Below are 23,519 nucleotides of genomic sequence, written 5' to 3' on the forward strand. Positions count from 1 at the left end.
CCGATCACGACTATAGGTTCGCCGGGTAAGGAACACAATTGGAACTGACCCATTACTCCGACTTCGCCGTCCGCCTCGTCAACACCGAGCAGCCGCACCGCGGCGCCGACGCGTTGACCTCGGTCGAGGCCGTGCGCGACCTCTTCGGCGAGGCCCGGCAGGCCGCGCGGCGGGCCACCGAGGCGGACGTGACCCGGCTGCGCGGGGTACGCACCCGGCTGCGCGCGGTCTTCACCACCGCCGCCGACGGCGACGAGCGGGGCGCGGTCGACCTGCTCAACGCGCTGCTGCTGGAGTACCCGGTCAGCCCGCAGATCTCGGGCCACGACTTCCTCGACGACACCGGCCGCCCGCGCTGGCACCTGCACCTGGCCGAGCATCCGTCGAACGCCACCGCCGGCTACGCGGCGACCGCCTGCATGGGCCTCGCCGTGCAGCTCACCGAGCTGGGCGCCGACCGCCTCGGCATCTGCGAGGGGGACCCCTGCCGCAACGCCTATGTCGACACATCGACCAACCGTTCCCGGCGTTACTGCTCCGACCGCTGCGCCACCCGCGCCAACGTCGCCGCCTACCGGGCGCGCAAACGCCGCGAACGCGCCGTCAGCGGGCGCACCGCCGAGGGCAACCGCCCCAACGCGCCGGCCAACGCGCCCACGCGCCCCACCGCCGGCGCGGAGACCTCCGGCCCGGCGGGCGAGCGCTGAGCCAGCGGCGAACGCAGCCGCAGCACCGCCCTGGCCACCAGCAGCCCGTCGGGAACGGCTCCGAACTCCCGGCTGTCGTTGGTCACCGACGCGTTGTCGCCGAGCACCCACCACCCGGCGTCCCGCCGCTCGGCGGCGCGCTTGACGATCAGCAGATCGTGCTGGAACGGGTGACGGAGCACCACCACGTGTCCGGGCCGCACGCGCGCACCGTAGGCGAGCAGCAACTGGTCGCCCGGATACAGGGTGGGCAGCATCGAAGGGTTGTAGACCTCCGCCAGCCCAAGCCTCATCGCGTCCTCACTCGTCGTTCCTGAGCCATGGTCCCCGCTGCCTCCGGTGATCGCATGTCCACCGCGCCCCCATCCTTCCCTCCCGTCACGCGCCGCCACCCTCCGCCCCGGGGCCCGGCGGGCCCCGGACTTTCGGCCTAGGCCCCACCGCGCGGATCGGGTCGGCCGAGAAAACCGCCCCTGCACGGAGTAACCTCGCCCGGGAGAAGACGATCACGAGGAAGGACAGCTCTATGCTCTCCCGCCTGTTCGCCCCCAAGGTCAGCGTCAGCGCGCACTGCGACCTGCCGTGCGGCGTCTACGACCCGGCCCAGGCCCGCATCGAGGCCGAGTCGGTCAAGGCCGTCCAGGAGAAGTACCAGGCCAACGACGACCCCCACTACCGCGCCCGCGCCACCGTCATCAAGGAGGAGCGCGCCGAGCTGGCGAAGCATCACGTCTCGGTGCTGTGGAGCGACTACTTCAAGCCCCCGCACTTCGAGAAGTACCCGGAGCTGCACCAGCTGGTCAACGAGACCCTGAAGGCCCTCAGCGCGGCCAAGGGCTCCACCGACCCGGCGACCGGCCAGAAGGCGCTCGACTACATCGCCCAGATCGACAAGATCTTCTGGGAGACCAAGAAGGGCTGACCGCCCCACGCCTTCCCACCCCCGCACCCGGCCCGCGTCCGCGCGCCGGGTGCGGGCGTTTCCGGGCCCCGCCCGCACCCCGTGGGACGGCCGCGCGTCCTCACTCCCCGTCGCGCACCTCCGTCAGCCCCGTCAGGCCGGCCGGCGCGGTGGCGGGCGCCCCGGGCGGGACCGGGTGGAGGAGCCCGAGGCGGCGGGTCGAGCGGGTGAGGGCGACATAGAGGTCGTTGAGTCCGCGCGGGGACTCCGCCACCATGCGTTCGGGGTCGACGACCAGGACCACGTCGAACTCCAGCCCCTTCGCGGTGCCCGGATCGAGCACCGCCACCTCCCCCGCCCCGGCCAGCGCCGCCACCGCGCGCCGCGTCACCGGCAGCAGCGAGCGGGGCACCAGCAGCGCGACGCGCCCCTCGGGCAGCGCCGCGTGTTCCGCCGCCGCCAGCGCGGCGCCGCGCGCGGCCAGGCCGGCCGGCGTGGCGTCCCCGGTCCGCCGCCACCAGGGCCGTTCGCCGCCGGACCGCACGGCGCGCGGCGCGCGGCGGGCCGGGTCGATCCTGGCCAGCACCCCGGCCGCGACCTCGGCGATCTCGGCGGGCAGCCGGTAGTTGACGCTCAGCTCGGCCAGCCGCCAGCGCTCCCCCACGTGCGGCGCCAGCACCGCGTCCCAGGAGGGCGCGCCCACCGCCTCTCCCGTCTGGGCGATGTCGCCGACCAGCGTCATCGACCGCGTGGGGCAGCGCCGCATCAGCAGCCGCCACGCCATCGGCGAGAGTTCCTGGGCCTCGTCCACCACCACGTGCCCGAACGCCCAGGTGCGGTCCGTCGCCGCCCGCCGCGCCGCGCTCCTGGTGTCGGTCTCGGCCTGCCGTTCGGCGAGCGCCTCGGCGTCCACCACGTCCCAGGCGGCCAGTTCCTCGGCCTCGTCCGCGTTCTCCGACTGGGCCTCGCGCGAGCCGTAGGCGACCTCCAGCGCCTCCCGCGCCAGCCGCACCGCCTCGGCGCGTTCCGCCTCCGCCGGGTCGGGGGCGCCCGGCGGCACGGGCCCCAGCAGCTCGGCGGCCTCGTCCAGCAGCGGAACGTCCGAGGCCGTCCAGCCGGCGGGCGCCTCCGGCCGGTGCAGCGCCGCGCGTTCGGCGGCCGAGAGCTCGGGCGCGGCGGCGGCCAGCCGCTCCTCGGAGGCGTAGAGCCCGGCCAGCAGCGCGGTCGGGGTGAGCGTGGGCCACAGCTCGTCCGCGAGCGCCGTCACGTCGGCGTCCTCGGCGAGTTCGGCGCGGATCTCGACCAGGTCGGCCTCGGTGAGCAGCGGCGCGTCGTCGAACACGTCCCGGCCGTAGCGGGCGGCGACCCGCTCGGCCAACGCGTCCAGCAGCAGCTTCCGGAAGAACGGCGCCGCCTCGTTGTGCCGGAGCCCCGACTCCCGCACCCGCGCGGCGATCCGGGCGCTCAGCGCGGCCGGGACGGTCAGCGGCTGCCGGTCGACGAGGAGCACGCGGTCCTCCCCAGGCGGTCGCCCCCGGTCGGCGACGGCCGAGGCCAGCACCTCGACCATCGCCAGCCGCCCCTTGGTGACCGCACCCGCCGGGGACTCCGTCCGCCGGGCCGTCACCCCGGGGAAGAGCCGGTCGACGGTGGCCAGCAGCACGCCCGTCTCGCCCAGCGAGGGCAGCACGTCGCCGATGTAGGAGAGAAACGTGGGGTTGGGCCCGACGACCAGCACCGCGCTCCTGGCCAGCCGTTCGCGCCTGGTGTACAGCAGATAGGCCGCCCGGTGCAGCGCGACGGCGGTCTTGCCCGTGCCGGGGCCGCCCTGGACGACCAGCACCCCGGCGTGGTGGGCGCGGATCACCTCGTCCTGCTCGGCCTGGATGGTGGGCACGATGTCGCTCATCCGGTCGGTCCTGGCCGCGGTGAGCGCCTCCAGCAGGGCCGCGTCGCCGTTGACCTCGGAGGCGCCGCCGGAGAAGTCCTCGTCCCACACACCGGTCACCCGCCGCCCGCGCGAGCGGATGTGCCGGCGTCTGCGCACCCGGTCCGGGTGCAGCGCGGTGGCCACGTAGAACGGCCGCGCGGCGGGGGCGCGCCAGTCGATGAGCAACGGGGTGAACTCGCCGTCGTCGGCGCGAAGTCCGAGGCGGCCGACATAACGCCGTTCCCTGACCGGCACGGATTCCGCGCGGGTTTCGCCGGAGGCCGGGTGCGCGGTTCCGTGTGCGCCGGCGGCCCCCGTTTTGTCCGTGGCCGCGGATTCCTCGGTCGCGGTGCCGGACGAACCGGTGCCTTCGTCGTCCGCCAGGTCGAGCCGACCGAAGCACAGCCCGCTCTCGACGGCGTCGAGCCGGGCCAGCCCGGCGGCCAACTCGCTTGCCCGCAGATCGCGTTCGGCCAGGCCCTGATGGGTGAGACCGGTGCTGGCCAGGGTCGCGTCGAGGCGTTCCGCCGTCTCGTTCCGCAGGGTGTCGAGGCGGAGATAGAGGCCGTCGACATAAGCCTGTTCCGCCGCGATCTCCGGGCTTTCCGCGTCGCTTGACAAAGCGACCCCCTATTCGCTAGAATTTCCTCGGGAGTTGACATGTGTCCGCAATGCGAGCACACCAAACGACGCAATATAGCGAGGAATTCGCCGCATCCGCAAGGGGCGGCTTTTCTGTTCCCCCTTCGTTCCTCCCTTTGTTCCCCCCAGGCCGCCCCGGCCTGGGATAACCGCTCCCCTCCGGCCGCCCGCGCGCCCTACTGTGGGCGCATGTCGCAGCCCCTGCCGCCCGCCGTCCAGTCCATGACGATGCTCGCCGCCGCCGTTCTCGTGCACGACCGCGCCGAGGGGCGGGTGCTGCTGCTGCGGCGGGGACCGCACGCCAAGTTCGCGCCCGGCGAGTGGGACCTCCCGGTCGGCAAGTGCGACCCGGGCGAGCCCGTCGCGACCGCCGCCGTGCGGGAGTTGCACGAGGAGACCGGGCTGGTCGTGGACGAGTCGTCGCTGCGGATCGCGCACGTGCTGCACGCCGCGCGCGGGGCCGAGGCGCCCAACGGCTTCCTCACCGTGATCTTCCTGACCGAGACCTGGAGCGGCGAGGCGCGCAACGTCGAACCCGCCAAGCACTCCGAGGTGCGCTGGGTCGACACCCGCGCCCTGCCGGAGGAGATGGTCTTCCGCTCCGACCGCGTCATCGAGCGCTGCCTGAGCGGCGGGGTGGGGCTCACCCAGCTCGGGTGGGCGTGACACGGCGCCCCGGCGGGGCAGTACGATCAACGACCACCGTGATGATCACGCACAACATCTGTCGCCGACAGGGGATTTGACGCCGCCTCACCGGGCACACTACGCACCGAGCGCACTACGATGAGTGATGCCGCTGAGGTGGTCAGGTCGGTCGGCCGCGTTCCCTGGCAGGCGACAGCGCGCGGTGGATCGCGGTAGCGTCGCAGGGCGGCCAGGGCACCGGACGGTGCCCGGGAACGCCCACGAACTGTGAGTCTCTGTGGAGGTGAGGGTGTCCCCATTCCCAGGTGAGCCCGGAACGCAGGACTTCGTCGAAGTCCGGCTGCCGGCCGCTGGTGCCTATCTGTCGGTGTTGCGCACGGCCACGGCCGGGCTCGCCGCCCGGCTGGACTTCACCCTCGACGAGATCGAGGACCTGCGCATCGCGGTGGACGAGGCGTGCGCCATCCTGCTCCAGCAGGCCATCCCCGGCAGCGTTCTCGACTGCGTCTTCACGCTCGTCGGTGACGCCCTGCGGGTGACGGTCTCGGCCCCGACCACCGAGGGCCACGCCCCGGAGCGCGACACGTTCGCCTGGACGGTGCTCACCGCGCTCGCCGGCGAGGTCGAGTCGGCCGTCGCCGAGGACAGGACGGTCAGCATCAGCCTGCACAAGAAGCGCGGCGCCGCCCCCGGAGCGCCGTGACCGGCGCCCAGGGGCCGCCACGGGACGAGGAGGCCGAGGTGAACGAGCTGGAGCAGACAGCGCGCGCGGCACGCCAGGAGCCGGCCGGCGCGACCATTCCGGGCCAGACCGATGTCGAGCACGCGCGCACGCACGTCGAGGCGTCGCAGCCGGCGCGCCGCAGGGTGGCGCCCGACCCCCACGACCGGAGCGCGGCGCGCGGCCTCTTCGTCGAGCTGCGCACCCTGCCCGAGGGCTCGGCGGAGCGCGCCGAGCTGCGCGACACCCTGGTGCGGATGCACCTGCCGCTGGTCGAGCACCTGGCCCGCCGCTTCCGCAACCGCGGCGAGCCGCTGGACGACCTCACGCAGGTCGCCACCATCGGCCTGATCAAGTCGGTCGACCGCTTCGACCCGGATCGCGGCGTGGAGTTCTCCACCTACGCCACCCCCACCGTGGTCGGCGAGATCAAGCGCCACTTCCGGGACAAGGGCTGGGCGGTGCGGGTGCCGCGCCGGCTCCAGGAGCTGCGCCTGTCGCTCAGCCAGGCCACCGCCGAGCTGTCCCAGCAGCACGGGCGCGCCCCCACGGTGCACGAGCTGGCCCAGCGGCTGAACATCTCGGAGGAGGACGTCCTGGAGGGGTTGGAGTCGGCCAACGCCTACAGCACCCTCTCGCTCGACGTCCCCGACACCGACGACGAGTCCCCCGCGGTCGCCGACACGCTGGGCGCCGAGGACGACGCCCTGGAGGGCGTGGAGTACCGCGAGTCGCTCAAGCCGCTGCTGGAGCAGCTGCCGCCCCGCGAGAAGAAGATCCTGCTGCTGCGCTTCTTCGGGAACATGACCCAGTCGCAGATCGCCCAGGAGGTCGGCATCTCGCAGATGCACGTCTCCCGGCTGCTGGCCCGCACCCTGGCCCAGCTCCGGGAGAAGCTCCTGGTGGAGGAGTAGGCGCCGCCCGCCTCAGGCGGAGCGCGGTCCCACGCCGAGCGCCTCGGTCGCCGTCGGGCTCAGCAGACAGCCGAGCACCAGCAGTGCCGAGGCCGCCAGCGGCAACGCCGCCAGCACCCAGCCCCCGCCGCTGCCGAGCAGCGTGAACGCGATCGGCAGCGCCAGCAGCTGCGCCATCACCCCAGGCCCCCGGCTCCACCTGCGCAGCCGCCACAGTCCGTGGCCGGCGACCAGCGGCACCACGGCGAGCGCCAGCAGCGTCACCGACCCGCCGATCGCCTGGGTGAGGTCTCCGGGGTCCCCGACGATCGCCAGCACCAGGATCACCGCCCCCACCGCGGCCAGCACCGCCCCCTGCGCCCCGCAGACGGCGGCGGCGACCGCCACCCTGCGTGGCCGTTCGGCGTCCGTCCGTTCCGTGTCCCGCGCGCTCGTCTCGCTCACCCGGCCAGGGTATAAGGCACCCGCGCCGCGCCCGGGGCGCGACCTGGGTACCCTGCACCCATGCGCGCTCTTCTCGTGGTCAACCCGGTCGCCACCACCACCAGCGCGCGGACCAGAGACGTACTCACCCACGCGCTCGCCAGCGATCTCAAGCTGGACGTGGCCGCGACCGAGTACCGCGGCCACGCGCGGCGGCTGGCCCGCGAGGCGGCGGAGGCCGGCACCGACGTGGTGATCGCGCTCGGCGGCGACGGCACCGTCAACGAGGTGGTCAACGGCCTGCTGCACAACGGGCCGGACCCCGACGGCGACCTGCCGAGGCTCGCCGTGGTACCCGGCGGCTCGACCAACGTCTTCGCCCGCGCCCTCGGCCTGCCCAACCACGCGGTGGAGGCCACGGGGGCGCTGCTGGACGCGCTGCACGCCGGCTCCGAGCGCACCATCGGCCTCGGCCTCGCCGGCGGGACACCGGGCACGCGGGACGCGGAGGTGCCGAGCCGCTGGTTCACCTTCTGTGCCGGGTACGGGTTCGACGCGGGGGTGATCGGCCGCGTGGAGGGGCAGCGCGAGCGCGGCAAACGTTCCACACACGCCCTTTACGTGCGCCAGGCCATGCGGCAGTTCCTCGGCGACCGCCAACGCACCCAGGGCAGCATCGTGTTGCGCCGGGAGGGCCAGGAGCCGGTGGAGGGACTGGTGTTGTCGATAGTCTGCAACACGGCGCCCTGGACCTTCCTGGGCAACAAGCCGATGTACGCGGCCCCCCGCGCGTCGTTCGACACCGCGCTCGACGTCCTCGGCCTCTCCCGCCTCTCCTCCGCCGCCGTCACCCGCTACGGCACCCAGCTCCTGCGCTCAAGCCCGGATCGAGGCCCACATGGCCGACATGTGGTGTCGTTGCATGACGAAACGGAGTTCACCTTGCAATCGCAGGTGCCACTGCCGTTTCAGCTTGATGGTGACCACCTGGGACTGCGAAACAGCGTCTCCTTCACAGGCGTGCGCCGTGCACTGCGTGTGATTGTGTGAGCGGAAGCGCCAAAAGTCCTTGTAGTCGAACGTTTAGCGCAGACTCCACCCAAGGGAATTAGGGTTGTGAGCTAGGCGACACCAAGGATTCAAAAAAAACTTCTCGGAAGGGGTTGTATCCGCCGCCGAGGTTTGCGAGTCTCTTCATGGCGATCGGGACGGCCAAACCCCAAGGCCCCCTTGAGAGCCCGAATCCTTCCTCCTCGTCCTTCGGGATCGCAGTGAGGCCCTCACCCAGAGTGACGTTTGTCGACACTCTTCCCTCGTGGGGGGATTCGTGAAAGCGTTCACATTCACAAGCAATGTAACTGCCACATGCAGGAGATGGAGCAGACATGGACTGGCGTCACAACGCCGTTTGCCGCGAGGAAGACCCCGAGCTCTTCTTCCCCATCGGCAACACCGGTCCCGCGCTGCTGCAGATCGAGGAAGCCAAGGCCGTCTGCCGCCGCTGCCCCGTGATGGAGCAGTGCCTGCAGTGGGCTCTGGAGTCCGGTCAGGACTCCGGCGTCTGGGGCGGCATGAGCGAGGACGAGCGCCGTGCGATGAAGCGTCGCGCCGCTCGCAACCGGGCGCGTAAGGCCACCGCCTGACAGGCTCACCGCCACCACCTTCGCTGCCGCGAGCCGCAGCACCCGCACCACCGTCGGTGCACATCGCGTAGGACGTGATGAGCCCCGGCGTCCGGCCGAACACCGGCCAGGACGCCGGGGCTTAGTGCTGCCCGCGCGATCCCCGGACGGACGAATCCGACGCCACGTCAACTCCACGCGCCCCGGCGACCGTCAACGCGGCGCCACCGGAAACCGTCAACGCGGCGCCTCGTCAACTCGGCGCCGGATCTTCACCCTTCAGCGCTTCTCGGGTTGCAGCGGCAGATCGAGGATCACCCGGGTGCCGCCCCCCTCGGCCGGCAGCATGTCGAAGCGGCCGCCCAACTCCCCCTCGACCAGCGTCCGCACGATCTGGAGCCCGAGGTTGCCCCCGCCCCGCGGGTCGAACCCCTCCGGCAGCCCCCGGCCGTCGTCCTCGACGGTGACCAGCAGTCGGCTCGGTCCGCGCGGCACGTCGGTGCGGGAGGCCAGCACGTCGATGGCGCCCCGCTCCCCCGGGCCGAAGCCGTGCTCCAGCGCGTTCTGCAGCACCTCGGTGAGCACCATGGAGAGCGGCGTGGCGGTCTCCGCGTCCAGAATGCCGAAACGCCCGCTGCGGCGGCCCACCACCCGTCCCTCGGGGGAGAGTTCGGCGACCATCGCGATCACCCGGTCGGCGATCTCGTCGAACTCCACGCGCTCGTCGAGGTTCTGTGAAAGCGTCTCGTGCACGATGGCGATCGAGCCGACCCGGCGCACCGCCTCCTCCAGCGCGGCCCGCGCGTTGGAGTCCCCGGCCGCGCCGATGCGGCGCGCCTGGAGGCGCAGCAGCGCGGCGACGGTCTGCAGGTTGTTCTTCACCCGGTGGTGGATCTCCCGGATGGTCGCGTCCTTGGTGATGAGTTCGCGTTCCCTGCGCCGCAACTCGGTCACATCGCGCAGAAGTATCAACGAACCGATCCGTTCGCCTTTCGGCTTGAGCGGAATGGCGCGGAGTTGGATCACGCAGTCGGCGCCCTCGATCTCGGTCTCCCGAGGCGCCCAGCCGCTGGCCAGCTTCACCAGGGACTCGTCGACCGGCCCCCGGGTGGGGGCCAGGTCCGCGGTGGTCGGGCCGAGCGGCAGCCCCACCAGGTCGGCGGCGAGGCCCAGCCGGTGGTAGGCGGAGAGCGCGTTGGGACTGGCGTACTGCACGGTGCCCTCGGCGTCCAGCCGGATGAAGCCGTCGCCGACCCGGGGCGCCCGGTCCATCCCGACCTGCTGCCCGGGGAACGGGAACGCGCCGCCGGCGATCATCTGCGCGAGGTCGGACGCGCTCTGCAGGTAGGTGAGTTCGAGCCGGCTGGGGGTGCGCACGGTCAGCAGGTTGGTGTTCCTCGCGATCACCCCGAGCACCCGGCCCTCCCTGCGCACCGGGATCGACTCCACGCGCACCGGCACCTCCTCGCGCCACTCCGGATCGCCCTCGCGCACGATCCGTCCCTCGTCCAGCGCGACGTCCAGCAGCGGGCGCCGGCCCCTGGGGACCAGGTGGCCGACCATGTCGTCCTGGTAGGAGGTGGGACCGGTGTTGGGACGCATCTGGGCGACGGAGACGTAGCGGGTGCCGTCCTCGGTCGGCAGCCACAGGACCAGGTCCGCGAAGGAGAGGTCGGAGAGGAGCTGCCACTCGGAGACGAGGAGGTGCAGCCACTCCAGGTCTCCGGTCCCCAGGTCGGTGTGCTGACGTACGAGATCGTTCATGGAGGGCACACCTGGAGCTTACCGGCGTACGCCTTGAGACGGTTCGGATGCGCCTTGTGATCAACTTGTGACGGGGAACGACGAAAACGGGCGGGAAGTCCGTTCAGAGCATGGACACATGGGAGCCGCGCGGTCCAGAATGAGGGAACCTCGGACTTCTGTCCTCCCCGCACAGGAGGGCAGAGCGGGGCCCGGCGCTCTCTGCCCTGACGGCGTCCCGGGCCCATATCGCTCCGGGCTGCGGTGCCAAGAGGGTTGAGGGTCCCTCTTCGGTGCCGCGGCCCGTGGGTGGCCCCGGGGCATCACCCCGCCGGCGTCTCCGGCTCCTCCCGCAGCTCCGCCGGCCACGCGCGCATCGCGAGCTCCGCCACCGACCGCAGCTCCTCGGCGCCCGCGCCGTCCCGCGCCTGCTGGCTCATCCCCTGCATCACGGCCCCCGCGTAGCGGCCGAGCGCGTCGGCGTCGACGTCCTCGGGCAGCACGCCGGCGGCGATGTCCACCCTGATCCGGGAGCTGAAGGCGCGGGCGTTCCCCTCGCGCACGACGCGCAGCTTCTCCGCGATCTCGCGGTCGGAGTCCTGGTAGTTGGTGGCGGCGGAGATGATCAGACAGCCGGCGGGGCGGCCCGGCACGGCGTACTCGTCCGCCGCCCGGCGCAGCACCCGCTCCACGGCCCGGCGGGCGGTCGGCTCCTCCGCCATGGCCTGACCGACGAAGGAGCCGTAGGTCTCCACGTAGTGCGCCACGACCTCCTCGAAGAGGGTGCGCTTGTCCCCGAACGCCGCGTAGAGGCTGGGGGCCCCGATGCCGAGGGCGGCGGTGAGGTCGGAGATCGAGGTGGCCCCGTAGCCGTGCCGCCAGAAGACATGGGTGGCCCGCTCCAGCGCGGTGTCGCGGTCAAAGGAGCGGGGGCGTCCACGCGATCGGGTGACCATGCGCCGAATTCTATAGCGCCTCTTCCAGAAGTGCTGCTACGGTTCTTTCTGTAGCGATCACTAGCTATTTCCAGGTAGCGGGATTCCAGGGGAGAGGTGTGTCTCATGAGCACGCTCAAGGGCAGGACGGCACTGGTCACGGGGGGCAGCCGGGGCATCGGACGGGGCATCGCCGAGCGGCTGGCACGGGACGGGGCGCGTGTCGCGGTCCACTACGGGGAGCGGAAGGAGGCGGCAGAGAAGACGGTCGCGGCGATCGAGGCGGCGGGCGGCAGCGCGTTCGCGCTGCGCGCCCGGCTCGGGGAGCCGGGGGACGCCGAGGCGCTCTGGGCCGCCTTCGACCAGGAGGCCGACGGTCTGGACATCCTGGTGAACAACGCGGGTATCGCCGGCACGGCCGGGATCGCCGGCACCGATCGCGAGGAGTTCGACCGGCTGCACGCGGTCAACGTGCGGGCCCCGTTCTTCGTCATCCAGCAGGGGCTCTCCCGGCTGCGGGACGGCGGCCGGATCGTCACCCTCTCCTCCGGGGCGGCCCAGCGCCCCGGGATGATGCCCGACCTGGTCGCCTACACGATGACCAAGGCCGCCGTCGAGGCCCTGACGGCTGCCCTGGCAAGGGAGTTGGGCCCGCGAGGGATCACGGTCAACGCGGTCTCCCCCGGCATCGTCGACACGGAGATGAACGCACGGCTCGCTCTGGACGACCCGTCGAGCCGAGCGGCGATCGCGGAGCTGTCGCCGCTCGGCGAGGTGGGGAGCCCGGCACACATAGCGGACGTGGTGGCGTTTCTCGCCTCGGCCGACTCCCGCTGGGTGACGGGCCAGTCGATCGACGCCACCGGAGGGACGCTGCTGTGACTCCTCCCGGGGCAGGCCGGGTCAGTGGGTCTCGGTGACCTTGGCCAGGGCGCGAGGGGCGTCGGGGTCCTGGCCCCTGGCCCGGGTCACCTCGTAGGCGAGAAGCTGGAGCGGCATGATCTCCAGGATCGGCTGGAGCTCCTCGGCAAGGTCGTCGGTCGGCAGCGCGAAGCCGGCCGACGCCCCGGTCAGCGCCTTCCGGGGACCGACCACCATCAGGTCGGCACCCCGGTCGGTGAGCCGCTCCAGCACGGGGCGCAGCGCCTCGCCGGCGCGGCCGTCGGGGACCACCGCGATCACCGGGAAGATGTTGTCCACCATCGCCAGCGGGCCGTGGAGCAGGTCGGCGCCGGAGTAGGCCAGGGCCGGCACATAGCTGGTCTCCATCAGCTTGAGCGCGGCCTCCCTGGCCGTCGGATAGCCGTAGCCGCGGGAGGTGAGGACCATGCGTTCGGCGAAGCGGTAGCGGGCGGCGAGCGAGCGCACCTCGTCCTGGCGGGCGAGGACCCGTTCGGCCAGCTCGGGCAGCCGGGCCGCGGCCAGGGTGCCGTCATCGCCGCCCAGGGCGGTGACGAAGAGATGGAGCGCCAGCAGCTCGGCCGTGTAGGTCTTGGTGGCGGGAAGCGCCTTCTCAGGTCCGGCGAGCACGTCGATGGCGTACTCGCTGGCGGCGACCAGCGGGGAGTCCGGGTTGTTGGTGACGGCGAGGGTGATGGCCCCGGCCTCGCGGGCCGCGGTGGTGGAGGCGACCAGGTCCGGCGAGCCGCCGGACTGGCTGACGGCGATCACCAGCACGTCGCGCAGGTCCGGCTTGGCGCCGTAGGCGGTGGTGGTGGACATGGAGGTGAGACCACAGGGGAGTCCCCGTTCGATCTCCAGGAGGTACTTGGCGTAGAGCGCGGCGTTGTCGGAGGTGCCACGCCCGGTGAGTTGGACGAAGCGCGGGCGACGCGCCGCGATGTCCCGCGCCACCTCGGCGATGCGGGGTGCGCCGTCTTGCAACAGGCGGCGCAGCACGGCGGGTTGTTCGGTCATCTCGGCGAGCATCAGCCGGCCTGGCTCGGTCGCGGACATCGTGTGGTTCTCCCAGCCGGAGTGGTGCGGACGGAGTGCGGGAAGGGCAGGGGGCGGCGCCCCGCGCGCCCTGGAGCAGGGGCGCGGGGGCGGCAGCGGCTGCCGGGCGTGCGGGGCCTAACCGGGCAGGGCCGAGGGCGTCTCCTGGTCGGGTCGGTGACCGGTCAGGGCCTCGGCGGCGGCCTGGGCGCAGACGCGGGCCGCGCCGTAGGTGGCCAGATGGGTCGCGCCGACGGGCGCCGCGTGCGGGACGCCCATCTCCACGACGACGGTGTCGGGGCGGGCGGCGACGAGTTCGGTCACGGTGTCGGCCATCCAGGTGTGCCGGTGGCGGTCCCTGACGACCGCGACCAGATGACGCTCCCCCGCCGCCGCCAGCACCTCCTCGGCCAGCCCGGCCGAGCCGGCGCGCTGGGCGTCGGCGGCGGCGTGGGCGCTGACGGTGGTGCCGGGGAGCAGTCGGGTCAGTTCGGCGCCGGGGCCCCAGGGGGTCTCCTCCCCCACGGCGATGTTGGCCGCCGGGCTGAGGGTGGCCACGTGGGCCGGCCCGGTCAGCGGCCGGAGCGGGCCGTCCTCGGCCCGGCTGATGCGCACCGCGCGGCGGGCGGCGGTCAGCCCGATGCCGCTCACCTCCGGGGCGGCGGCGGGGTGGGCGCGCGCGGTGGCGGTCCAGCGGCCGAGGGCGCGGACGCGCTCGGCCGCGTCGTGGAGACGCTCCTCGGGCAGTTGGCCGGAGCGGACGGCGTTGATCAGGGCGTCGCGCAGGCGCAGCACCTCCGCCTCGTCGGAGGGCGTGCCCCCGATGCACAGCGCGTCGGCGCCGGCCGCGACGGCCAGGACGCAGCCCTGCTCCAGGCCGTGGGTGCCGGCGACGGCCCGCATCTCGATGGCGTCGGTGTAGATCAGCCCGTCGAAGCCGAGGCCGCCCTCGGCGACCGGGGCGCGCAGCAGGCCGCCCAGCACGGCGGGGCTCAGGGTGCCGGGGCGGTCGGGGTCGAGCGCCGGCACCAGGATGTGGGCGCTCATCACGCAGCGGCTGCCGGCGGCTATCGCCGCGCGGAAGGGCTCCAGTTCCCGCTCGTGGAGGGTGGTCAGGTCGATGTCGATGCGCGGCAGCGCGTGGTGCGAGTCGACGTTGGTGTTGCCGTGCCCCGGGAAGTGCTTGACGCAGGCGGCGACGCCGGCGGACTGGAGTCCCTCCACGTAGGCGACGGTGTGCCGGGCGACCAGGCCCGGCTCCTCGCCGAAGGACCGGACGCCGATGACGGGGTTCTCCGGGTCGGAGTTGATGTCGGCCGACGGCGCCCAGTTGACGTTGACCCCGCAGGCGGCGAGCCTGCGGCCGATCTCGGCGGCGACCTCGCGGGTGAGGTCCGGGTCGTCCACGCTGCCCAGCGCGTGGTTGCCCGGCACGGAGGAGCCGCCGTGCACGTCGAGACGGGTGACGTCCCCGCCCTCCTCGTCGACGGCCACCAGCACGTCGGGGCGTGCCTCGCGCAGGTGCGCGGTCAGTTCGGCGAGTTGCTCGGTGGAGACCACGTTTCTGCCGAAGAGCCCGACGCCGGTCATCCCGTTCTCCAGCTGGGCCAGCAGCCAGTCGGGCGCGCGGTGGGTACCGGCGAAGGTGGGTTGCAGAACGGCCAGCGCGTCCCTGGTGAGGGTGTCGGAGTCGGGTACCACGGTGGTCATGGAGCGTTATCCCTTCACGGCCCCGGCGGAGAGCCCGCCGGTGACCCGTCGCTGGAGAACAAGGAAGACGATCAGCACAGGGACGGTGAACATCGTGGAGGCGGCCATGGTGGCACCCCAGTCGTTGCCGAAGTTGGTCTGGAACTGGGTGAGCCAGAGCGGGAGGGTGGCGGCCTCGGGGGACTTGTTGAGCACCAGCACCATGGCGTACTCGTTCCACGCCGCGATGAAGCCGAAGAGCGAGGTGGCCATCAGGCCGGGGGCGAGCAGCGGGAAGATGACCCGGAGGAAGGCCTGGGCACGGTTGCAGCCGTCGATCATGGCCGACTCCTCCAGTTCCTTCGGCACGGCGGCGATGAAGCCGCGCAGCGTCCAGATGGTGAAGGGCAGCGCCATGACGAAGTAGATCAGCGTCAGGGTGACCAGGCTGTTGAGCATCTCGGCGTCCCTGGCGTTCAGGTAGACGACGATGATCAGGATCTCCCAGGGGGCCATCTGCGCCATCATCACCGCGATCACCATGCCCCGGCGGCCCCGGAACTCCATCCGGGCGATGGCGAAGCTCGCGGCCAGCGCGACCAGGAGGGCCAGCAGCACGGCGCCGACGGTGACCACGAAGCTGTTGGCGACGTAGGTCCAGAAGAGGTCGACGCCGGTGGCCGTCGAGTAGTGGTCGAAGGTCGGCGTGAAGAAGAAGACCGGGTCCTTGGTGAGGACCTGGGAGTTGTCCTTGAAGGAGGTGCTGAGCATCCAGTAGACCGGGAAGATGAACAGCACGGACAGCACCAGGGCCGTGCCGTTGAGCCAGAGCTTCCTCATGAGTTCTCCTTCTCCTGCTTGAGGATCAGCCGGAAGTAGAAGGACATGGCGATCATCAGGATCACCAGCGTCAGCACCGAGATCGCGGCGGCCATGCCGTACTGGTTCTGCCCCATGCCCTCGACGTAGGCCATGACGGGAAGCGTCTCGGACTGCCGGTCGGGTCCGCCGCCGTTCATCGCGTAGATCTGCGCGAACGCCTTGAAGACCCAGATGATCTCCAGGAACGTGGTGATCATGAAGAAGGGCCGCATGATCGGCAGCAGGATGGACCAGAAGATCCGCGTCGAGGAGGCGCCGTCCATCCGCGCGGCCTCCCAGATCTCGCCGCTGACGGTGGTCAGCCCCGCGTAGAGGTTGAGGGCGACGAACGGGACGGACGTCCAGACGATCAGCAGGGTGACGATGGTCAGCGTGGAGAAGCCGCTGCCGAACCAGTTGTGCTGGTCGTAGCCGGAGAAGCCGAGGGTGCGCATCAGCCAGTTGGCGACGCCGAACTGGGTGTCGAAGAGCCAGCGGAAGACCGTGGTGGTGGCGATGACCGGCATCGCCCAGGCCGCGACCAGTGAGACCGCCAGGACCAGGCGCATCTTCTTGCCGAGCGCGTTGAGCAGCAGCCCCAGCAGGGTGCCGATGATCATGATCAGGACCACGTTGGCGGCCATGAAGAGGAACGTGCGGACCAGCGAGTCCCAGAAACGTTCGTTCTCCAGGACCGCCTTGTAGTTGTCCAGCCCGGTCCACTCGGTGGTGCGCGAGATCAGCTGCTTCCGGCCGAACTCCTGGAGGGAGATCAGCACGTTTCTGAACAGCGCGTAGCCGAGGACCGCGAGGATCGCGATCACTGCGGGGGCGAGCAGCAGGTAGGGCACCAGGCCCGAGGGCACTCTCCGGCGCGGGGGGCGGCGGTCATCCCCGGAGCCCCGGGTGCCCTTGACCGGGGGTGGTGGTGCCGGTGCTTCCTCGATGTGCACGGTCATGCGTGTCTTCCCTCGGGTGGCGAACAAGGGCGAGGGGTGCCGTCGGCGGACGACGGCACCCCCTGGGGTGGGCTTACTCGCGGTTGATGCGGTCGGTGATCTCGGAGTCGGCCTCGCCGGCGGCGGCCTGGTAGTCCTCGCCGTTGAGCGCCTTGGTCATGAGCTCCTTGATCGGGTTGGGGTCGGTCTCGACGTTGGCCCACCCGGTGGTCAGCGGCGGCAGGTAGCCGACGTCGGCCGAGGCGACCATGGCCTCGGCGAAGCTGCCCTCCTCGGGCGTCGCGGTGACGTCGGTGCGGTTGGGCACCACGCCGCCGCCGTTGGCGTCGACGAACTTCTGCGCCCACTCCTGGGAGGTGGCCATGGCCAGCCACTCGTTGGCCATCTCGGAGTTCCCGGCGCGGCCGGAGACGGCGAGGTTGGAGCCGCCGAGGAAGACGTGGCCCAGCTGGTCGGCGGTCTCGCCGGGGATCGGGAAGTAGCCGAAGTCGGCCTCGCCGCCCTGCTCCTCGATGGCCGCGACGGCGCCGGCGGCCTCCCAGCCGAGGCCGATCCAGGAGGCGACCTCGCCGTTGGGCACGATGTCGACGGACTGCTGGGGCTCGGCCTCGTCGATCTCGGCGGGGGCGTTGGAGAACTCCTGGAGCTGAGCGTAGAACTCCATGCCGGCCTGCGCCTCGGGGGTGGCCAGCGCGCCGGCCCAGCCGTCGCCGTCCTCGACGGCGAAGCTGCCGCCCTCGTCGGCGACGAATCCGCCCATCACGTAGTAGCTCTGTCCTGGCAGGTAGATCGGTTCCGCATCGGTGTTCTCCTGGAGGGTCTCCAGCGCGGTGATCCACTCCTCGCGCGTGGTGGGCACCTCGGCGCCGGCCTCCTCCCAGATGCCCTTGTCATAGATCACCACGCGGTTGGCCCCGTACCACGGTGCCGCGTAGAGCGTGTCGTCCACCTCGGCGGACTCCAGCATCGCCTCGTTCCACGGCTCGCCGGCCAGGTCGCCCAGCTCGGCGAGGCCGCCGGTGTTGGCGTAGCCGACCGTCTGGGTGTTGCCGATCTCCAGCACGTCGACGGTGCCGTCCTCGGAGAGCGCGGTGGTGACCCGGTCCTGGATGCCGTCCCACTGCTGGATCTCGACGTTGACGGTGACGCCGTGCTCCTCCTCGAAGGCGGCGTTCAGCTCGTCGACCCACTCCTCGGGGGCCGAGCCGTCCATGAGCCAGACGGTGATGGCGTCGGAGCTGCCGCCACCTCCGCCGTCGTCGCCGGAACCGCAGGCGGCGACCGTGGCCGCCATGGTGGCCACGCCGATAGCAGCGATCAGCTTGCGCTTCACGTCACCCTCCTTCTCAGTGCCGGAACCCGTACACATGGTGGTGGCGCGGGGCGGCCGTCGCGATAGTGGTGTAGACAAGAGGTTTAGACCAGTTGACCGGAGCCTGGACCAGACCAGGAAGGGTGTCAAGGGCCGACGGCCCCCCGGGCGGGTCCGTTACCGGACCGACATCTGCCCTGGGGCGGCGGCTAGGACCGGCCCGTGCCACGATGTCAGCTGCGATCTTTCGGAGGAGCCGGTGACGGCAGAAAACAACGCGTCGGAGGGGTGGGACATGGCCAGCGAACCGGGTGCGACGGACGCCGCCGACCGGGTTCGGACGGCACGCGTCCCGAAGTACTACCGCCTCAAGCGTCATCTTCAGCAGATGACGGAGACCATGCCACCCGGCACTCCGGTGCCGCCGGAACGTTCACTGGCGAGCGAGTTCGACACCTCCAGGACCACCGTGCGCCAGGCCTTGCAGGAGCTGGTGGTGGAGGGCCGCCTGGAACGCATCCAGGGCAAGGGCACCTTCGTCGCCAAGCCCAAGGTCTCGCAGACCCTGCAACTCACCTCCTACACCGAGGATATGCGCGCACAGGGCCTGGAGCCCACCTCCCAGCTGCTGGAGATCGGCTACATCAACGCGGACGAGCGGCTGAGCCGCCTGTTGGGTCTACCCGAGGGCGGGCGTGTCCTGCGGATCGAGCGGCTGCGGCTGGCCAGCGGCGAGCCGATGGCCATAGAGACCACCCATCTCTCGCAGGAGCGCTTCCCCGCGCTGCGTCGGAGCCTGGTGCGCTACACCTCGCTGTACACCGCGCTCGCCGAGGTCTACGACGTCCATCTGGCGCACGCCGAGGAGACCATCGAGACCTCGCTGGCCAACCCGCGCGAGGCCGGGCTGCTGGGCACGGACGTCGGGCTGCCGATGCTCATGCTCTCGCGGCACTCCCGGGACACCGGCGGTGAGCCGGTCGAGTGGGTGCGTTCCGTCTACCGGGGGGACCGCTACAAGTTCGTCGCCAACCTGGAGCGCCCGACGCCCTCCTGAGCCGCCCGCGCCCGCGCGCCGCCCGCACGGACGCGCACGGAGCGCCGCACACCCCATGGTCAACGGGGCTCGCGTGGCCTAGATTCCCGCATCAGTCAGGCAGAACCGGCCGGTAGACGCGGGAGAGTAAACGTGCAACTCCTCAGGCAGGCGGCGCGCCAGGCGCGACCACGTTCGATCGTCATCTGGAGCGTCGTCTCCGTCGTCGCCGCGATCGGCTGGGCCATGCTGGCCCTCGCCCGCGGGGAGGACGTCTCCGCGGCCTGGATGGTGGCCGCCGCGCTCGGCTCGTACGCGATCGGGTACCGCTTCTACTCCCGCTTCATCCTCCGCCGGGTGCTGCGGGCCGACCACACCAGGGCCACCCCGGCCGAACGGCTGGAGGACGGGCTCGACTACCAGCCGACCGACCGGCGGGTGCTGCTCGGCCACCACTTCGCCGGGATCTCCGGCGCGGGACCGCTGGTCGGTCCGGTGCTGGCGGCGCAGATGGGCTATCTGCCGGGAACGATCTGGATCATCGTCGGCGTGATCTTCGCCGGCGCCGTCCAGGACATGGTGGTGCTCTTCTTCTCCACCCGCAGGGACGGCAAGAGCCTCGGCCAGATCGCCCGCGAGGAGATCGGCCCGGTGGGCGGCGTGGCCGGGGTCGTCGCCATCTTCAGCATCATGATCATTCTGCTGGCGGTGCTGGCGCTGGTCGTGGTGCAGGCGCTCGCCGAGTCGCCGTGGGGCACGTTCTCGGTCGGCATGACCATCCCGCTCGCCCTCTTCATGGGCGTCTACCTGCGCTATCTGCGCCCCGGGCGGGTCTCGGAGGTCACCGTCGTCGGCGTCTCGCTGCTGCTGTTCGTCATCGTCGCCGGCCGCTGGGTCGCCAACTCGGGGATGGCCGACACGTTCACCCTGTCGCCGCGCACCCTGGTCGTCTGGCTGGTGATCTACGGCTTCGCCGCCTCGGTGCTGCCGGTGTGGCTGCTGCTGGTGCCGCGCGACTACCTGTCGACGTTCATGAAGATCGGCACCATCGGGCTGCTGGCGCTGGCCCTGGTCTTCACGCTGCCGACGCTCCAGATGGAGGCGGTCACCGACTTCGCCGGCAACGGGGAGGGGCCGGTCTTCGCCGGCTCGCTCTTCCCGTTCGTCTTCATCACGATCGCCTGCGGCGCGCTCTCCGGGTTCCACGCGCTGATCTCCTCGGGCACCACGCCCAAGATGATCCAGAAGGAGACCCAGGTCCGCAGCATCGGCTACGGCGCGATGCTGATGGAGTCCTCGGTGGCGGTCATGGCGATCACCGCCGCCTGCGTGCTGGACCCGGGGGTCTACTTCGCGATGAACGCGCCCCCGGCGGTCATCGGGGACACCGTGCAGGCGGCGTCGGAGACGATCACGTCCTGGGGCTTCGTGGTCACACCCGAACAACTGACCGCCGCCGCCGAGTCCGTGGAGGAGGGTTCGCTGCTCTCCCGGACGGGCGGGGCGCCCACGTTGGCGCTCGGCCTGGCCGCGATCTTCTCGGACATCCTCGGCGGCGAGGCCATGATGAGCTTCTGGTACCACTTCGCCATCATGTTCGAGGCGCTCTTCATCCTGACCGCCATCGACGCCGGCACCCGGGTCGGCCGCTTCATCCTCCAGGACGCGCTGGCGAGCACCCACCCGAAAATGAGCCGCTTCCGCTCCACCGGCTGGCTGCCCGGCATCCTGCTGACCAGCGCGGCGGTGGTGGGCCTGTGGGGCTGGCTGCTGTGGGTCGGCGTCAACGACCCGCTGGGCGGCATCAACACGCTCTATCCGATCTTCGGTATCTCCAACCAGTTGCTGGGCGCGCTGGCGCTGGGGCTGTGCACGGTGCTGCTGATCAAGTCCGGCCGGCTGAAGTACGCCTGGGTGACCGCCGTGCCGATGGCGTGGGTGGCCGTGGTGACGCTCACGGCCAGTTGGCAGAAGGTCTTCTCCGGCGACCCGGCCGTCGGCTTCCTGGCCCGCCGCGACCAGTACCAGGAGGGCATCGACTCCGGTCAGCTGCTGCCGGGCGCCTCCGACATGGGCGAGATGCGGACCATCGTCAACAACGCGACGCTCGACGCCGTCCTCACCGGCACGCTGGCGCTGCTGGTGGTGGTCGTCTTCCTCGACGCCTTCCGGGTCGCGCTGAAGGCGGTCAGCTCGCCGGAGACGGTGCGGCTGCACGAGGCGCCCTACGTGAGGTCCCGGCTGGTCGCGCCGGCCGAACTCGTCGCCACCAGGGAGGAGAAGGCCGAGCTCGCGCGCGCCGGCCTCGGTCCTGGCGGCGGCTTCCCCGCGGAGCCCGCCGGGGACGCGCCGGACGCCGAGGACGGCGGAACGGGAGGCGCCGGCACGGGGCGCGCGGACACGAGGGAGGACGGGCGATGAGTGTGCTGGCCGTTCCGCGCCGGGCGCTGTCCTGGGTGCGCTGGTATGTCACCGAGCTGACCGGCGAGAACGCCTACGCGCGCTACCGGGAGCGCGCCGAGCGCGAGGACCCGGGGGCGAAGGTGCTCAGCCGCCGCGAGTTCGAGAAGTGGCGGACGGACCGCAAGTACGCGGACCCCACCGCGCACCACGGCTGCTGCTGACCCGGCCCGCCCGGCCCCCGGACCGCCCCGGTCCGGGGGCCGGGGCGCGCGCGGGGCCCCCGCTGTCCTAGCGTTCGTCCTGGCGGGATCGGGAGGGCGAGGGAACGGGCATGGCGACCATCGAGCGGCAACGGGCGGACGCGGTCGGCGCGGAGCGGCCGGCGCGGGCGGGCGCACGTGACCCGTACGTGCTGGCCGGCGTGCTCTTCGCGGTCTACGCGGTGCTCTCCGTCGGCCGCTACCGCGACCTGCGCACCCGCTCCTGGGACCTCGGGATATTCGAGCAGGCCGTGCGGTCCTACGCCGAGCTGCGGCGGCCGGTGGCCGACCTCAAGGGCGCCGACTTCCTCATTCTGGGCGACCACTTCAGCCCGGTCACCGCGCTGCTCGCCCCGTTCTACCGGGTCTTCCCGTCCCCGGTGACGCTGCTGGTGGCGCAGGCGGCGCTCTTCGCGCTCGCCGCGGTGCCGGTGACCAGGGCCGGCGTCCGGCTGCTCGGCCGGGTGCGCGGGCTGACCGTCGGCGTGGTCTTCGGGCTCTCCTGGGGCGTGCAGCGCGCCGTGGACTTCGACTTCCACGAGATCTGCTTCGCGGTGCCGCTGATCGCGTTCTCGCTGGAGGCGCTGCTGCGCGAGCGGTGGCGGGCGGCGCTGCTGTACGCGTTGCCGCTAGTGCTGGTGAAGGAGGACCTCGGGCTCACCACGGCCGCGATCGCGCTGGTGGTCGCGTGGCGGGCGCGCGGGCGGGCGCCCCGGGCGGCGCGCGCCGCGTGCGGGGTGGCGGCACTCGGCGCGGCGCTGTGCGCGCTGACGCTTGGGGTGCTGATCCCCTCGTTCAACACCTTGGGCGGCTACGACTACTGGACCAAGCTCAGCGAGGACGGCGGCGGGGGCGGCCCGTGGGCGGCGCTGTGGGCCGGCGCCGGCACGAAGGCGGAGACGCTGCTGTGGCTGCTGCTGCCGACCAGCGGGCTGCTGGCGCTGCGCTCCCCGCTGCTGCTGGTGGCGCTGCCGACGCTGGGCTGGCGCTTCGTCTCGCACGAGGCGCACTACTGGGGCACGGACTTCCACTACAGCGCGGTCCTGATGCCCGTGCTGGCCCTGGCGCTGGTCGACGCGCTGGCCTCGGTGGAGGGCGCGCCGACGCGTTGGCTGCGGGACTACGCGCGCTTCCTGCCGGCGGGGCTGCTGGGGGCGACATTGGCGCTGCTGCCCTCGCTGCCGGCCGCGCAGCTGACCGAGGCGGAGACCTGGCGCCCGGGCGCGGTGGCCGAGGAGGGCGACCGGGTGCTCCGGGCGGTGCCCGACGGCGCGGAGGTGGCGGCCAACGTCCGGCCGATCGCGCGACTCACCGGGCGCTGCCGGGTCTTCTGGATCGGCGACCCCGGCGTCGCCGCGCCCGAGTATCTGGCGTACCACGACCCCGGCAGGACGGGGGACGGCATGGTGCGACGGGCCGCGCAGCTCTACCCGGAGGCCCGTTACACCGTGCTCGCCGAGGGCGCCGGGTACTTCGTGCTCCGGCGGGAGTGACCCGGCCCCGGCGTGTCGCCCGCGCGGCCCGTCGCAACCGCACACGCCGCCCGGCGCCCGGGCGGCACGGAGCGGCCCGAGCGTTCGCAGGGAACTCACCGTTGCAACGAGACAGACAACACAACATATGGGGCTGCTCGTTGAACGCGACACAAGATGTATGCTCGACCTCGCTGTCACGCAGGGGAATCCGGTGCGAATCCGGAACTGTCCCGCAACGGTGTGTCATGGCCTGCTTCGTGCTGCCCTGACGAGTCCGAGTGCCTGCCGACGGCTGATCACGTCCAAGCCCCGAGGGCTGGGCCGAGGGACGCGGTGCGGTTGAGCCATGCCTGGCACAGCCGTGCCCGCATGTCGCTCGTCCCTCCCGCGGAGCCAACCGATC

The 23,519-nt window shown here is 71.9% G+C and carries 21 protein-coding genes, 1 pseudogene and 1 riboswitch; of the genes and pseudogenes, 12 read left to right on the forward strand and 10 right to left on the reverse strand.

The features are described 5' to 3' along the window. Window positions 1–38 precede the first annotated feature (38 nt). Window positions 39–707 carry a CGNR zinc finger domain-containing protein gene (locus CRP51_RS04680; protein WP_245880369.1) on the forward strand — a complete coding sequence of 223 codons (669 nt, stop codon included), beginning with the start codon at window positions 39–41 and terminating at the stop codon, window positions 705–707. Window positions 708–793: 86 nt separating this feature from the next. Here CRP51_RS04680 and CRP51_RS29315 read toward each other — a convergent pair. Next, window positions 794–1,000 (reverse strand): annotated as a pseudogene (locus CRP51_RS29315) (S24/S26 family peptidase); the annotation flags it as partial. A 233-nt stretch (window positions 1,001–1,233) separates the two neighbouring features. Here CRP51_RS29315 and sodN point away from each other — a divergent pair. Then, complete coding sequence (gene sodN / locus CRP51_RS04690; protein WP_097229685.1) at window positions 1,234–1,629, forward strand: superoxide dismutase, Ni; 396 nt, start codon at window positions 1,234–1,236, stop codon at window positions 1,627–1,629. Between the two features lie 100 nt (window positions 1,630–1,729). Here the strand turns inward: sodN and CRP51_RS04695 are convergent, their stop codons facing one another. Continuing rightward, window positions 1,730–4,159 (reverse strand): HelD family protein, encoded by a 2,430-nt coding sequence (locus CRP51_RS04695; protein WP_097229686.1) that lies wholly within the window; start codon window positions 4,157–4,159, stop codon window positions 1,730–1,732. 210 nt (window positions 4,160–4,369) lie between these two features. Between CRP51_RS04695 and CRP51_RS04700 the strand changes: the two genes are divergently transcribed. From CRP51_RS04700 to CRP51_RS04710, 3 genes are all read left to right on the forward strand, one after another. Continuing rightward, window positions 4,370–4,846, forward strand: coding sequence for an NUDIX domain-containing protein (locus CRP51_RS04700; RefSeq protein WP_097229687.1), 477 nt, complete (start codon window positions 4,370–4,372; stop codon window positions 4,844–4,846). 271 nt (window positions 4,847–5,117) lie between these two features. Continuing rightward, window positions 5,118–5,531, forward strand: coding sequence for an ATP-binding protein (locus tag CRP51_RS04705; protein WP_097229902.1), 414 nt, complete (start codon window positions 5,118–5,120; stop codon window positions 5,529–5,531). 47 nt (window positions 5,532–5,578) lie between these two features. Next, window positions 5,579–6,463: an RNA polymerase sigma factor SigF gene (locus CRP51_RS04710; RefSeq protein ID WP_439333123.1), complete on the forward strand. Its 885-nt coding sequence runs from the start codon at window positions 5,579–5,581 to the stop codon at window positions 6,461–6,463. A 12-nt stretch (window positions 6,464–6,475) separates the two neighbouring features. Here the strand turns inward: CRP51_RS04710 and CRP51_RS04715 are convergent, their stop codons facing one another. Then, entirely contained in the window at window positions 6,476–6,907 is a 432-nt protein-coding gene (locus tag CRP51_RS04715) for a hypothetical protein (protein ID WP_097229689.1), read from the reverse strand. A 60-nt stretch (window positions 6,908–6,967) separates the two neighbouring features. Here CRP51_RS04715 and CRP51_RS04720 point away from each other — a divergent pair, with 60 nt between their 5' ends. Together CRP51_RS04720 and CRP51_RS04725 are read left to right on the forward strand one after the other, a co-directional pair. Next, window positions 6,968–7,936 (forward strand): diacylglycerol/lipid kinase family protein, encoded by a 969-nt coding sequence (locus CRP51_RS04720; protein ID WP_097229690.1) that lies wholly within the window; start codon window positions 6,968–6,970, stop codon window positions 7,934–7,936. A gap of 335 nt (window positions 7,937–8,271) precedes the next feature. After that, on the forward strand, window positions 8,272–8,529 hold the full coding sequence (locus tag CRP51_RS04725; RefSeq protein WP_019433310.1) for a WhiB family transcriptional regulator: 258 nt from the start codon (window positions 8,272–8,274) through the stop codon (window positions 8,527–8,529). 258 nt (window positions 8,530–8,787) lie between these two features. Here the strand turns inward: CRP51_RS04725 and CRP51_RS04730 are convergent, their stop codons facing one another. Together CRP51_RS04730 and CRP51_RS04735 are read right to left on the reverse strand one after the other, a co-directional pair. Continuing rightward, a complete protein-coding gene (locus CRP51_RS04730; protein ID WP_097229691.1) occupies window positions 8,788–10,281 on the reverse strand; it encodes a sensor histidine kinase in 1,494 nt (497 codons plus the stop codon). 293 nt (window positions 10,282–10,574) lie between these two features. After that, window positions 10,575–11,207 carry a TetR/AcrR family transcriptional regulator gene (locus CRP51_RS04735; protein ID WP_097229692.1) on the reverse strand — a complete coding sequence of 211 codons (633 nt, stop codon included), beginning with the start codon at window positions 11,205–11,207 and terminating at the stop codon, window positions 10,575–10,577. Window positions 11,208–11,312: 105 nt separating this feature from the next. On the opposite strand from CRP51_RS04735, the gene CRP51_RS04740 reads away from it, so the two are divergent. Beyond that, a complete protein-coding gene (locus tag CRP51_RS04740; RefSeq protein ID WP_097229693.1) occupies window positions 11,313–12,068 on the forward strand; it encodes an SDR family oxidoreductase in 756 nt (251 codons plus the stop codon). Window positions 12,069–12,089: 21 nt separating this feature from the next. On the opposite strand, the gene CRP51_RS04745 is transcribed toward CRP51_RS04740, so the two are convergent. The 5 genes from CRP51_RS04745 to CRP51_RS04765 form a co-directional block, all read right to left on the reverse strand. Continuing rightward, a complete protein-coding gene (locus tag CRP51_RS04745) occupies window positions 12,090–13,142 on the reverse strand; it encodes an SIS domain-containing protein (protein WP_097229694.1) in 1,053 nt (350 codons plus the stop codon). A gap of 117 nt (window positions 13,143–13,259) precedes the next feature. Then, window positions 13,260–14,831: a glycoside hydrolase family 3 protein gene (locus CRP51_RS04750; RefSeq protein ID WP_097229695.1), complete on the reverse strand. Its 1,572-nt coding sequence runs from the start codon at window positions 14,829–14,831 to the stop codon at window positions 13,260–13,262. Between the two features lie 6 nt (window positions 14,832–14,837). Beyond that, on the reverse strand, window positions 14,838–15,650 hold the full coding sequence (locus CRP51_RS04755; RefSeq protein WP_097229696.1) for a carbohydrate ABC transporter permease: 813 nt from the start codon (window positions 15,648–15,650) through the stop codon (window positions 14,838–14,840). Continuing rightward, the gene (locus tag CRP51_RS04760; RefSeq protein ID WP_097229697.1) at window positions 15,647–16,630 is read right to left on the reverse strand and encodes a carbohydrate ABC transporter permease; all 984 of its coding nucleotides are present in this window, start codon (window positions 16,628–16,630) and stop codon (window positions 15,647–15,649) included. Before CRP51_RS04760 ends, CRP51_RS04755 begins: the two co-directional genes overlap by 4 nt. 73 nt (window positions 16,631–16,703) lie before the next feature. After that, window positions 16,704–17,963 carry an extracellular solute-binding protein gene (locus CRP51_RS04765; RefSeq protein WP_097229698.1) on the reverse strand — a complete coding sequence of 420 codons (1,260 nt, stop codon included), beginning with the start codon at window positions 17,961–17,963 and terminating at the stop codon, window positions 16,704–16,706. Between the two features lie 274 nt (window positions 17,964–18,237). Here CRP51_RS04765 and CRP51_RS04770 point away from each other — a divergent pair, with 274 nt between their 5' ends. The 4 genes from CRP51_RS04770 to CRP51_RS04785 all read left to right on the forward strand — a co-directional run bounded on the left by CRP51_RS04770 (window position 18,238) and on the right by CRP51_RS04785 (window position 23,134). Beyond that, a complete protein-coding gene (locus CRP51_RS04770; RefSeq protein ID WP_097229699.1) occupies window positions 18,238–18,999 on the forward strand; it encodes a GntR family transcriptional regulator in 762 nt (253 codons plus the stop codon). Window positions 19,000–19,224: 225 nt separating this feature from the next. Beyond that, entirely contained in the window at window positions 19,225–21,399 is a 2,175-nt protein-coding gene (locus CRP51_RS04775) for a carbon starvation CstA family protein (protein WP_097229903.1), read from the forward strand. Further along, complete coding sequence (locus CRP51_RS04780) at window positions 21,396–21,602, forward strand: YbdD/YjiX family protein (RefSeq protein WP_097229700.1); 207 nt, start codon at window positions 21,396–21,398, stop codon at window positions 21,600–21,602. The genes CRP51_RS04775 and CRP51_RS04780 overlap by 4 nt, the downstream gene beginning before the upstream one ends. Window positions 21,603–21,712: 110 nt before the next feature. Continuing rightward, window positions 21,713–23,134: a DUF2079 domain-containing protein gene (locus CRP51_RS04785; protein ID WP_097229701.1), complete on the forward strand. Its 1,422-nt coding sequence runs from the start codon at window positions 21,713–21,715 to the stop codon at window positions 23,132–23,134. A 167-nt stretch (window positions 23,135–23,301) separates the two neighbouring features. Further along, a riboswitch (adenosylcobalamin-variant (AdoCbl-variant) riboswitch) is annotated at window positions 23,302–23,408 on the forward strand. The last annotated feature ends 111 nt before the right edge of the window (window positions 23,409–23,519 follow it).

The organism is Streptomyces zhaozhouensis, assembly GCF_900230195.1.
GTDB classification, from domain to species: Bacteria; Actinomycetota; Actinomycetes; order Streptomycetales; family Streptomycetaceae; genus Streptomyces; species Streptomyces zhaozhouensis.

Bases quoted from the DNA above. Each gene is read 5' to 3' on its own strand.
- sodN (WP_097229685.1), top strand. From the start codon at position 1,234: ATGCTCTCCCGCCTGTTCGCCCCCAAGGTCAGCGTCAGCGCGCACTGC.
- CRP51_RS04700 (WP_097229687.1), top strand. From the start codon at position 4,370: ATGTCGCAGCCCCTGCCGCCCGCCGTCCAGTCCATGACGATGCTCGCC.
- CRP51_RS04720 (WP_097229690.1), top strand. From the start codon at position 6,968: ATGCGCGCTCTTCTCGTGGTCAACCCGGTCGCCACCACCACCAGCGCG.
- CRP51_RS04725 (WP_019433310.1), top strand. From the start codon at position 8,272: ATGGACTGGCGTCACAACGCCGTTTGCCGCGAGGAAGACCCCGAGCTC.
- CRP51_RS04735 (WP_097229692.1), bottom strand. From the start codon at position 11,207: ATGGTCACCCGATCGCGTGGACGCCCCCGCTCCTTTGACCGCGACACC.
- CRP51_RS04740 (WP_097229693.1), top strand. From the start codon at position 11,313: ATGAGCACGCTCAAGGGCAGGACGGCACTGGTCACGGGGGGCAGCCGG.
- CRP51_RS04745 (WP_097229694.1), bottom strand. From the start codon at position 13,142: ATGTCCGCGACCGAGCCAGGCCGGCTGATGCTCGCCGAGATGACCGAA.
- CRP51_RS04750 (WP_097229695.1), bottom strand. From the start codon at position 14,831: ATGACCACCGTGGTACCCGACTCCGACACCCTCACCAGGGACGCGCTG.
- CRP51_RS04755 (WP_097229696.1), bottom strand. From the start codon at position 15,650: ATGAGGAAGCTCTGGCTCAACGGCACGGCCCTGGTGCTGTCCGTGCTG.
- CRP51_RS04760 (WP_097229697.1), bottom strand. From the start codon at position 16,630: ATGACCGTGCACATCGAGGAAGCACCGGCACCACCACCCCCGGTCAAG.
- CRP51_RS04770 (WP_097229699.1), top strand. From the start codon at position 18,238: ATGGCCAGCGAACCGGGTGCGACGGACGCCGCCGACCGGGTTCGGACG.
- CRP51_RS04775 (WP_097229903.1), top strand. From the start codon at position 19,225: ATGCTGGCCCTCGCCCGCGGGGAGGACGTCTCCGCGGCCTGGATGGTG.
- CRP51_RS04780 (WP_097229700.1), top strand. From the start codon at position 21,396: ATGAGTGTGCTGGCCGTTCCGCGCCGGGCGCTGTCCTGGGTGCGCTGG.
- CRP51_RS04785 (WP_097229701.1), top strand. From the start codon at position 21,713: ATGGCGACCATCGAGCGGCAACGGGCGGACGCGGTCGGCGCGGAGCGG.